9 protein-coding genes are annotated in these 8,169 nt (G+C 63.9%); 5 read left to right on the top strand and 4 right to left on the bottom strand.

What is annotated here, in order from left to right:
* Together E8F06_RS03490 and E8F06_RS03485 are read right to left on the bottom strand one after the other, a co-directional pair.
* On the bottom strand, positions 1–694 hold a 694-nt coding region (locus E8F06_RS03490; protein ID WP_280364227.1), incomplete at its 3' end, for a calcium-binding protein.
* Positions 695–881: 187 nt separating this feature from the next.
* Positions 882–1,367 carry a GNAT family N-acetyltransferase gene (locus tag E8F06_RS03485; protein WP_280364225.1) on the bottom strand — a complete coding sequence of 162 codons (486 nt, stop codon included), beginning with the start codon at positions 1,365–1,367 and terminating at the stop codon, positions 882–884.
* A gap of 89 nt (positions 1,368–1,456) precedes the next feature.
* Here E8F06_RS03485 and E8F06_RS03480 point away from each other — a divergent pair, with 89 nt between their 5' ends.
* Both E8F06_RS03480 and E8F06_RS03475 read left to right on the top strand, forming a co-directional pair.
* The gene (locus E8F06_RS03480; RefSeq protein ID WP_280364223.1) at positions 1,457–2,374 is read left to right on the top strand and encodes a LysR family transcriptional regulator; all 918 of its coding nucleotides are present in this window, start codon (positions 1,457–1,459) and stop codon (positions 2,372–2,374) included.
* A gap of 36 nt (positions 2,375–2,410) precedes the next feature.
* On the top strand, positions 2,411–3,355 hold the full coding sequence (locus E8F06_RS03475) for a YeeE/YedE family protein (RefSeq protein ID WP_280364221.1): 945 nt from the start codon (positions 2,411–2,413) through the stop codon (positions 3,353–3,355).
* 154 nt (positions 3,356–3,509) lie between these two features.
* Here the strand turns inward: E8F06_RS03475 and E8F06_RS03470 are convergent, their stop codons facing one another.
* On the bottom strand, positions 3,510–4,325 hold the full coding sequence (locus E8F06_RS03470) for a type 1 glutamine amidotransferase (protein WP_280364219.1): 816 nt from the start codon (positions 4,323–4,325) through the stop codon (positions 3,510–3,512).
* Positions 4,326–4,648: 323 nt separating this feature from the next.
* Positions 4,649–5,563 carry a LysR family transcriptional regulator gene (locus E8F06_RS03465; RefSeq protein ID WP_280364217.1) on the bottom strand — a complete coding sequence of 305 codons (915 nt, stop codon included), beginning with the start codon at positions 5,561–5,563 and terminating at the stop codon, positions 4,649–4,651.
* Positions 5,564–5,720: 157 nt separating this feature from the next.
* Here E8F06_RS03465 and E8F06_RS03460 point away from each other — a divergent pair, with 157 nt between their 5' ends.
* From E8F06_RS03460 to E8F06_RS03450, 3 genes are read left to right on the top strand one after another with little or no spacing between them, the layout of a single operon-like run.
* The gene (locus E8F06_RS03460) at positions 5,721–7,046 is read left to right on the top strand and encodes a nucleobase:cation symporter-2 family protein (RefSeq protein ID WP_280364215.1); all 1,326 of its coding nucleotides are present in this window, start codon (positions 5,721–5,723) and stop codon (positions 7,044–7,046) included.
* Between the two features lie 37 nt (positions 7,047–7,083).
* On the top strand, positions 7,084–7,590 hold the full coding sequence (locus tag E8F06_RS03455) for a nucleoside deaminase (protein WP_280364213.1): 507 nt from the start codon (positions 7,084–7,086) through the stop codon (positions 7,588–7,590).
* Positions 7,587–7,946, top strand: coding sequence for a hydroxyisourate hydrolase (locus tag E8F06_RS03450; protein WP_280364210.1), 360 nt, complete (start codon positions 7,587–7,589; stop codon positions 7,944–7,946). Before E8F06_RS03455 ends, E8F06_RS03450 begins: the two co-directional genes overlap by 4 nt.
* The last annotated feature ends 223 nt before the right edge of the window (positions 7,947–8,169 follow it).

The following is an 8,169-nucleotide window of genomic DNA, read 5'->3' as shown; positions in this document are numbered from 1 at the left end:
TGGTGTCGGCACCGACACCGCCGTTGAGCACGTTGGCCGCGGCATTGCCTGTGAGCGTATTGGTCAGGCCATTGCCGGTGGCATTGATGGCGGCGGCGCCGGAGAGCGTCAGGTGTTCCTGGTTGAGGCCGAGGACGCGGCTGACGCTGGAGACAATGGTGTCGGTCCCCCCGGCCGAGCTGGTTTCCGAGACGACGTCGGCGGTGTTGTCGACGTAGTAGGTGTCATTGCCTAGGTCTCCGACCATGGTGTCGACGCCGATGCCGCCGTTCAGACTGTCATTGCCGAAACCCCCGTAAAGCACGTCGTTGCCGCCATTACCCAGCAGTTGGTCACTGCCGCCGTAACCGTTGAGCGTGTCGTTCTGGCTAGATCCATTGAAGAGGTCGTTGCCCGAGAACGCGTAGTTGAACAGGCCATTGACGTCCTCTGCGTCGATATAGGATTCGACTGTCAGGGCACTGAGGTTCAGGCCGGTGATCTCGTAGATCTTTGTGCCGAATTCGTAGTAGTTGGTGGAGGTCAGCGTGCCGCCTGCTAGCCCTAGTGCGTTGTAGTAGAAGTTACCGTAGTAGTTCTGGACATATCCGCCAGAGACGATCTGGAGCTGGCTGCTGGTCTGGACGTTGACGTAGCCGTCCCAGATCTGGGCGAGATTCATGTTCACGCCTACGTATGCAGTGGCGGTGGCCATCAATGAGATCCTTTTGTACCCATTCTCGGAGGTCATCCATGGCGTTCGGGTAGGCGCCAGGCTGCTGCGCGAATTCTGGGTGGAAAGCGGGTTGAAGTGAAGGCGCCGTCACGCGTGAGCAGGGCGGGCGGCGATCCTTTCCGATGAGAGGCGCGCAGACCTGGTGATTGGGTACGAGGACGGGTGCCTAGTCCCGCCCTTCGGCGAACTCCCGCAGGGCATCGCCATCCAGGCGGTAGCGAACCCATTCGTCCTGGGGCAGGGCGCCGATGGAGCGGTAGAAGTCGATGGCGGGCTGGTTCCAGTCCAGCACGCTCCACTCCAGGCGGCCGCAGTCGTTGGCGCGGGCTTCACGGGCGATTTCCCGCAGCAGCTGGCGGCCGGCGCCGATGCCGCGCTGTTCCGGGGTGATGTAGAGGTCTTCCAGGTAGATGCCGTTGCGGCCCAGCCAGGTGGAGTAGCTGTAGAAGTACACCGCGTAGCCGATCGGCTGGTCGTCCTTCAGGCAGATCAGCGCGCGGGACGGCGCGTTCTCGGCGAACAAGGTGCGACGAATGTCTTCGACGCTGGCGATGACCTCGTGACCGGCCCGCTCGTAGACCGCCAGTTCGATGATGAAGTCGAGGATCTGTTGGGCGTCTTCAGGCCGGGCAGGGCGGATCGAGAGGGTCACGGGCAATCTCCATAAAGGGTTGAGGCAACCATGCTAGTGCCTTTGCTAGAGTGCATGAAGTACATTTATATCATTGGAAAGTGAAGGTCATGCATTCCGTTCTACGCCGTCTAGATCTCAACCTGCTGCTCGCCTTCGACGCCCTCTACCGTCATCGCAGCGTCACCTCGGCGGCCGCTGAACTTGCCATCAGCGCCTCGGCCTTCAGTCACGCACTTGGGCGGCTGCGGGATGCGTTGAACGACGAGCTGTTCATCCGCCAGGGCAACCGCATGCACCCGACCCATCGTGCCGAATTGCTGGTGGAACCGGTGGCCAGTGCGCTCAAGACCCTCGCCGAAGGGCTGGGCCAATGGGAGCCTTTCGTCCCGGCCAACAGCCAGCGCACCTTTACCTTCGCGGCTACCGACTACACCGCATTCGCCTTGCTGCCGGCCCTGATGCGGCACCTGCAGACGGAGGCGCCGGGCATTCGCGTGCGCCTGGTGCAGTCCGAGCGCAAGGTCTCCATCGAGGACCTGGCCAGCGGGCGCATCGACTTCGCCCTTGGCTACAGCGAGGGGCGTGACCAGTTGCCCGGTGGCGTGGAGGTGCTCGACTGGCTGACCGACCACTACCTGGTCATCGCCCGTCGCGACCATCCGCGCGTACGCGGCACCCTGGACCTCACCGGCTACCTGGCCGAGCGCCACGTGGTGGTGACGCCCTGGAACGAATCCAGCGGCGCCATCGACCATGTGCTGGAGGGCATGGGCCTGCAGCGTGAGGTGGCAGTGCAGTTGCCGACCGTGATGGCCGCGCCCTTCATCGTCGGCAGCACCGACCTGCTGATGACGGTGCCCGGTCATGCCGCCCGCACCTTGCAGCAGGTGGCCGGCGTCGCGCTCTATCCCGCGCCATTCGAGATTCCGCCCTATGCGCTGCGGCTGTACAGCCATGCCAAGTACGCCCGCAGCGACGCCCATGCCTGGATGCTGGAACAGCTGCGTTCGCTGCGCGTCCGCTAATCTTGGCGTAAGACCCGGCCTGCGGAGGGCAAGGGCGTGATCCTGCTGGCGAGCGTGCTTCTGGCCCTGTTGATGGGCTTTGCCGTGCAGCGTGGTGGCACCTGCATGGTGGCCGCGCTGGAAGAGGTGGTGTACAGGCGCCGCTGGGCGCGCTTTCGCGCGTTGCTGGAAACGTCCCTCTGGGTGCTGGGCGGCTTCGTCCTGCTGCGCGCCCTCGATCGTCTGCCCATGGTGCCCATGGGGTTCCCGCTGCACTGGCATGCCGCGCTGGGCGGCGCCTTGCTGGGTGTCGGCGCCTTTCTCAATGGCGGCTGTGCGTTCGGCGTGGTGGCGCGGATCGGCTCCGGGCAATGGGCCTGGCTGGCGACGCCCCTGGGCTTTCTCGCCGGCTTCGGGCTGGCCGGGCACGGCCTGGGCATGACGTCGGCGATGCCGGTGGCGATTCCCGAGTGGATGCAGCAGGTGCCCATCGGCCTGGTTCCCCTGATCATCGCGGCACTGGTGGCGCGGCTGGGCTGGCTGGCCTGGAACCGCTACAACGGCTCGGCTGATGCCTCCCTCTGGTCGCCGCATCACGCCACCATCGTGCTTGGCGTCAGCTTCCTGCTGCTGTTCGTCTGTGTTGGCGCCTGGTCCTACACCGACATCCTCGCCGAGCTGGCCACCGGACGCTTTATGGAACTAGGCCTGCGCGGCCTGCTGCTGCCGGCGATGTTCGCCGGTGCGCTGCTAGGGGGCTGGAGCGCCGGGCTCTGGGAGCACCGCTGGCCCAGCCCGCGCGATCTGGTGGCGTGCTTCTGCGGCGGAGTGCTGATGGGCGTGGGGGCAACCCTGGTTCCAGGCGGCAATGACAGCCTGATCCTGTTCGGCATGCCGCTGCTCTGGCCCAACGCCTGGCTGGCTTTTGCCTGCATGTGCGTGGTGGTGGTGCTGACGCTCTGGCTGGCGAAGCTGGGAAAGGGGCAGGGCGTCAGGTCGTAGGGTGCGCTGTGCGGACCGAGTGCGGAGTGAGGCCCGGAACCGCTGCAAACGGCTGGTGCGCGCGGCGTACCCTACAAGAGCAGGACCAGCTCCGAGCCGTTAGTCAGGCATGAAAAAGCCCGGCGATGGCCGGGCTTTTTCATGAACGGGTAGTTCAGGCTGCGTGGTCGAACGCCTTGCCTTTGGTCTTGCGCTCTACCTGCTTGCGGCAGGCTTCACCGAAGGCTTCGAAGATCTTCACCGAATCGGGGTTCTTCACCGCCTGCCATTCCGGGTGCCATTGCACCGCGAAGAGGAAAGGCGAAAGTTTTGGAGCGTGAATGGCTTCCACTAGGCCGTCTTCGGCACGGGCGATGGCTTCGAGGCCCTTGCCGAGGGTTTTCAGGCCCTGGCCGTGCAGCGAGTTCACCTGAATGGTGTCGGTACCCAGGACCTTGTGCAGCCAGCTGTTCTGCTCCACACGCACGCTGTGGGCCGGGGCGTACTGGACGTCCACCGGGTCTTCAGTGTTTTCGCGGTGGTCATTGAAGCCGGGCTCGGCATAGACCTTCTGGTACATGTCGCCGCCCAGGGCGACGTTGATTTCCTGCATGCCACGGCAGATGCCGAAGATCGGCAGGCCGCGCTCGATGGCAGCACGAATCAGGGGCAGGTCGAAGAGGTCGCGATCCTTGTCCTGACCTTTCTCCGGGGTCAGGTTTTCCTGGCCGTAGAGGGTCGGGTCGATGTTGCTGCCGGCACCGGTGAGGTAAACGCCGTCAGCCATATCGAGGTACTGCTCGAGGTCTTCGGTGCCGCAGCAGGTGGGCACGAGGACCGGTACACATTCGGAGATTTCTACCAGCGGCACGATGTACTTGTGAGTCATCACCTGGTAGTCGTGGCCCTTGCGTTCCTGGGCGCCCATGGACATCAGGACGACCGGTTTACGAGTGGTCTGTTTCTTATTGCCAATGTTGCTGTTGGACATATTTCACCTTGGGACAGGCTCAGCCTATCGTTGCTGTGCAGGCGCTCCAGTGAGGTTTGGGGCTACCTGAGATCCCGAGCACTGCCGGCAATCGTCGGGGCGATTTCCGGTCGGGACCTGCTATATAGCCTGCCAGAGCCGTTTAATATGTCAAACGAGTCCGACGAAAAACGTAAAAAATAATGGCCGATTTTTATCGGTTTTTATCAGTTAAGTGTTTGATATTTATAGATATTTTTATAAAGAGAAAAATATTTTTCGGTTCAGCATCTAAAACGAGTGTTCAGAATGCTGGACTTTGGGGCTGACCGGGAAACCCCGTCCTAGAGCGTCGTTGCCTTGCCCTGGCTGTCCAGTTCAAACACCTTGTTGCGCATCAGTCGCTCCTTGAGCCAGCGCTTGGCTTTGCCGCGACCCTGGCGACGTGGCCAGAGCAGGTCCACGCCCACCAGCCAGTCCGTGTGCGGATAGGCCACCAGTTGCAGCTCCACCAGGTCACCGCTGACCAGTTCACGATGAATAAGCTGGCGGGGCAGGGTGGCCCAGCCGAGCCCCGCGCGCACCATTTCCAGCAACGCCATGTAGCTTTCCGCCTGCCAGAGCTGGGGCGTGCGCAGGTATTCACTGCTGGGCAGCTTGCTGGCGTGGGCGCTGAAGGCCAGGCGGCGATGGGCGTGCAGGTCGGCGAAGCTGACCTGGGACAGCTGAGCCAGCGGGTGGGCGGGGTGGGTGACGTGCACCATGATTAGCTTGCCCAGTTGTTGGAACTCCAGTTCCCGCGGGTATTCCGGTTGGGAGAAGGCGATGCCCATTTCCACTTCACCCTTCTGCACCATGCCGGCAACGTCGCCATACACCGGGTGGCGGACGATCAGGTCCACATAAGGAAAGGCCTGTTCGAATTCGCAAAGCACCGGCATCACGGTGTTGTAGGGCACCTCGATGGCCAGGGTCAGGCTCGGCTCGGTTTCTTCCGTCAGGCTGTCGGCATGGCCTTCCAGTGCCAGGCATCGCTCCAGCACCGCTTCGGCCTCCAGCAGAAGCTTCTGGCCGGCAGCGGTCAGAGCCGGAATGCGGGTGGACCGGTCGAACAGTTCCACGCCCAGATCGGTTTCCAGATTGGCGATGGCGGCACTGACCGTCGACTGCGTGCGCCCCAGCCGGCGCGCAGCCGCCGAAAAGGAGCCCGCCTGGGCAACGGTGACCAGCACCTGCAACTGATCCAGTGAAAACCGCATGACCAACCTCTCGTGAACCATCGATAGGAACGATGGTTATTCATTTGTTCCATCGTGAGCAAGCGGAGATCATTCGCCTCAGCCAGCACTGCCTCCTCGAATCGCTGGGCAACCCACACCCAAAAACAAGAACACGTTGCTTTGCAGGAGTACCCCAATGAGCCATCCCCATCCGGTGGACCAGCTGCTTCCCGTTCGCCAACTCGTCACCTACGGCTTGCAACACGTGCTGGTGCTCTATGCCGGCGCCGTGGCCGTGCCCCTGATCCTCGGCAGCGCCCTGGGCCTTTCCACCGCTGAAGTGGTGTTGCTGATCAACGCCAACCTGCTCACCTCGGGCGTTGCCACCCTGATCCAGACCCTCGGCTTCTGGCGCTTCGGCGCCCGCTTGCCGCTGGTGCAGGCCTGCTCGTTCATCGCCCTGGCGCCGATGATCATGATCGGCAAGGCCTACGGGCTGACCCAGGTGTTCGGCGCGGTGATCGCCGCCGGGGTCATCACCATTGCTCTGGCGCCGGTGTTCAGCCGCCTGCTGAGGTTCTTCCCGCCGGTGGTGATTGGCAGCCTGATCACCATCATCGGTATTTCCCTGATGCCGGCGGCAGCCATCTGGCTGGGCGGCGGCAACCCCGGCGCGGAAGATTTCGGCAAACCCGCCAACCTGCTGCTGGGCCTGGCCACCGTGGCGATCACCCTGGTGATCCATGCGCGCTTCTCAGGTTTTGTCGGAAACCTCAGCGTACTGATAGGGCTGTTCGCCGGTAGCCTGATCGCCGCCGCCTTCGGCATGACCGACTTCAGCCGGGTAGGGCAGGCGGCCTGGTTCGAACTGTCCGCACCCATGGCCTTCGGCGCGCCGGAGTTCTCCCTGACGCCCATCCTCATCATGACCCTGGCGATGCTGGTGATCATGGCCGAGACCACCGGCAACTGCCTGGCCATCGGCAAGCTCACCGATCGCACCATCACCCAGCGCACCCTGGGCGATGCGTTCCGCGCCGATGGCCTGTCCACCATCGTCGGCGGCCTGTTCAACAGCTTCCCCTACAACGCCTTCACCCAGAACACCGGCCTCATCGCCCTGTCCAACATCAAGAGCCGTTTCGTGGTGGCCGCCGCTGGTGGCCTGATGATCCTCATGGGCCTGTTCCCCAAGCTGGGCGCGCTGATCGCCGCCGTGCCCACCCCGGTGCTCGGCGGCTGCGCCATCGTGATGTTCGGCATGACCACGGTGGCCGGCATCCAGGAGCTGTCTCGGGTGCGCTTCGAGGGCACCCGCAATGCCCTGGTGGTGGCCGTATCGGTGAGCATCGGCGTGCTGCCCATGTCCTTCCCGGCCCTGTTCGAGCACTTCCACGGCGCCCTGCGCCTGGTGCTGGAGAGCGGCATCTTCCTCGGCGCGCTCAGCGCCATCGTCCTCAACCTCCTGCTCAACCGGGAGGAGCCCGCCAGCCAGGGCGAAGCTGCCGAGCTGGCCGACTGATTCGCGCATTCGCGCCTTTACTGCCAAGGAGCTATCCATGACCTTCAGCAACCTCGTTCCTGCCGGTGTCAGCGAACTCGACCTGGAACTGCTGCGCCTGTCCATCCGCCTGTCCGAGGAGTCCCGCGAGCGCGGTCGCCATCCCTTCGCCGCGCTGGTGGCCGACCGCAACGGCAAGGTGATCGCCCAGGCCGGCAACAATTCCATGCCGCCGGAAGGCGACCCGACCCAGCATGCCGAGCTGGCGGCCGCCGCCCTGGCCGCCAAGGTCCTGAGCCCGGAAGAGCTGGCCCATTGCACCCTCTACACCAGTGCCGAACCCTGCTGCATGTGCGCCGGCGCGGTGTACTGGACCGGCATTGGCCGGGTGATTTACGCGCTGTCGGAGCATGCGCTGCTCGGCCTGACCGGCGCCCACCCGGAGAACCCCACTTTCTCCCTGCCGTGCCGCGAGGTATTCGCCCGTGGCCAGCGTGAGATCGCCGTACTGGGGCCGATGCTGGAGTCCGAAGCCGCTACCGCCCATGAAGGCTTCTGGTCATGAATGGCGGCATCTCCATCCATGTGGTGGATGTGGCCAGCGGCAGCGTGGCGGAAGGGTTGGAGGTGCGCCTGGAGCGGCTGGAGGGCGAGGCGCGCGAACTGATCTGCGCCGGCCGCATCGGCAGTAACGGCCTGCTCGCCGAACTGGCAGGGCTGGCCGAGCGCTGCCGTCCAGGCGTCTACGAAGCCCGCCTGCGAGTGGCGGACTTCTATCGCGCGCGGGGGATGCAGCTGCCGGAAACACCGTTCCTTGATGAACTGGTCTACCGCTTCGGCACCAGTGCGGCTGCCCAGCACTACCACCTGCCGTTCAAGCTCACCGCCTGGGGAGTTTCCTGTTTCCGTGGCGGTGCCTGATTTTCGCGCTTTTCCGTAGGTTGCGGCTCAGCCAGGCGAAGCCCAACGATTCACGGGGGCCCACGTTGGGCTTCGCTTCGCTCAGACCAACCTACGGCAGGACTACGTCCTGCTTGGCGAATGAATTCGCCCCTACAGGATTGCGACAAGGGATGGCCGGGAGTCACCCCTCTCCCTTCTGGGGTGAAGAGGCACGCTTTCGGAAGCACCGCTTCCGGTGCCG

The sequence above is a fragment of the Pseudomonas sp. BN411 genome (genome assembly GCF_029871235.1).
Lineage (GTDB): Bacteria > Pseudomonadota > Gammaproteobacteria > Pseudomonadales > Pseudomonadaceae > Metapseudomonas.
The sequence above is the reverse complement of the archived record's forward strand: the minus strand, read 5'-3'. Positions and strand labels throughout refer to the sequence as shown.

Coding starts and splice junctions, on each gene's coding strand:
- E8F06_RS03480 (WP_280364223.1), top strand. CDS start 1,457: ATGCATTCCGTTCTACGCCGTCTAGATCTCAACCTGCTGCTCGCCTTC.
- E8F06_RS03470 (WP_280364219.1), bottom strand. CDS start 4,325: ATGTCCAACAGCAACATTGGCAATAAGAAACAGACCACTCGTAAACCG.
- E8F06_RS03465 (WP_280364217.1), bottom strand. CDS start 5,563: ATGCGGTTTTCACTGGATCAGTTGCAGGTGCTGGTCACCGTTGCCCAG.
- E8F06_RS03460 (WP_280364215.1), top strand. CDS start 5,721: ATGAGCCATCCCCATCCGGTGGACCAGCTGCTTCCCGTTCGCCAACTC.
- E8F06_RS03455 (WP_280364213.1), top strand. CDS start 7,084: ATGACCTTCAGCAACCTCGTTCCTGCCGGTGTCAGCGAACTCGACCTG.
- E8F06_RS03450 (WP_280364210.1), top strand. CDS start 7,587: ATGAATGGCGGCATCTCCATCCATGTGGTGGATGTGGCCAGCGGCAGC.